1 protein-coding gene is annotated in these 1,773 nt (G+C 64.5%); it reads left to right on the top strand.

Translation table 11 applies throughout. The features are described from left to right. The coding region (locus EN745_RS36450) for a hypothetical protein (protein ID WP_189363261.1) at positions 1–1,773 on the top strand (1,773 nt) is incomplete at both ends.

Genomic DNA, 1,773 nt, shown 5'->3' with positions numbered 1-1,773 from the left:
ATCATCGTGACGGGCGCGGCTCAATTCAGCGCAACCGCGACAGCCAATGTCGAGGCCGAGACTGCCGAGGTTGGGCCGCTCGCGGGTGTCATCGCGACGATCTTGCCCGAGGCACGGGTCAAGTTCAGCAGCACCGATGTGACCGCGGCCAGCCTGTCGGCGTCGAGCACCGTAACCGTGACCCTGACCGCAAAGGACGAGTCCGATGCCGGTTCCGACAACGATGAAAAGAAGGATGCGGCGGTTTCCGTCACCGTTCTGGTCAGCGACGCGATCACCGAAGTGCTCGCCGGCAGCGTGCTCAGCGTCTCGGGCGCGGTGTCGCTGACTGCGACCAGCAATCTGACGATGACCACCGAGGCCGATGGCGGTAGCGGCGGCAAGGGCGCCAGCGTTGCGGTTTCGGAAGTCAATGCGACAACCCGCGCCAATGTCTCCGGCGGCTCGACGATTGGCGCAAATGCCGGCAATACGCCGGATTCGATCGCGCTCGGCGCGACGCTGACGAGCAACATCACGACGATTGCCAGGTCGACGGCAGGCGGATCGGACCAAAGTGCAGGCGGTGACAACGAATCCGAGGAGCGTCTGAAGGACCCCAACAAGGACAGCAATACGTCCGACAAGGCGACGACAAGCGGCGGCGACATCACCTTTGCCGGCGCAGTGACGGTGTCCGATTATCGGCCGACGACCGAAGCCTTCGTTCAGGCTTCGACCCTCACGTCCGGTGGCGCGATCACGCTGACCGCGCAATCGACGGACAAGGTGACAGCGACGGCAGACGGCACCAACACGAACTCCTCCGCTAACGGCGCGACCGGCATCGGCGTTGCGGTTGTGCTGAGCATCGCCGACGTCACGACGCGCAGCTATCTCGGCGGCACCTCGTCGCTGTCGGCGAGTGCGGTGTCATTGAGCGCCACGATTGCGGCCGGCGACAGCTTCGTCGCCCAGGCGACCTCTGGCGCCGGCGACGGCTCCAAGACGCAGGTGGCCGGTTCGCTGGCGATCAATATCGTTATCACCGAGGCTTCCGCCGACGTCGCGGCAAACGCCTCGATCGATCTGAATGGCGCGGATCTGTCGCTCACCGCCAACTCCACCACCAACGTCCAGACCGATGCGGTTCCTGACGACGCAAGCGGCGCCGCGGGTGAACTCGGCATCGGTGGTTCGGTCGCCCTGACCATCGTCGACAATTCCACCTCGGCGTCGATCCGCAACAATGCGGCCATCGTTGCCGGCGATGCTATCACCATGACCGCTACCGGCGCCCATACCGCTGCGACCACGGCGGAAGCGGGTGCGGAAGGAAGCGATGTCGGTATCGGCGGTGCGGTTGCGATCGACGTCATCGACAACAACACGGAGTCGTCCATCGGTTCCGGCGGCGAACTCGACATCACCGGCAATTTGACGGCCAGCGCCAGCAATCACGGCGTGAGCACGACGCTGGCCGATGGGGATGCCATCGGCTCGACGGCGATCGGCGCGGCGATTGCGCTTGCCTTCGTGGACAACCGGGCGTTCTCGACCTCGAACCGCAATCTTCGTTCGAACGGATCGATCAGCCTGTCGGCCGCCAATGACGGCTCCAGCAAGGCGGAATCGATCGCCAGCGCGGCTGGCGCCGAAGAAAACGAAGACGGCAACACCAAGGCCGACGATCAACGCGACAAGGAAGTCGATCTGGCCAACAGCAAGTCGAATGATGGCGACAGCGTCAGCAAGTCGGCCAACAGTTCAGGCGGCAGTGGCGGCGGCGATGTC

Source organism: Mesorhizobium sp. M4A.F.Ca.ET.022.05.2.1 (genome assembly GCF_003998845.1).
GTDB lineage: Bacteria > Pseudomonadota > Alphaproteobacteria > Rhizobiales > Rhizobiaceae > Mesorhizobium.
The sequence above is the reverse complement of the archived record's forward strand: the minus strand, read 5'-3'. Positions and strand labels throughout refer to the sequence as shown.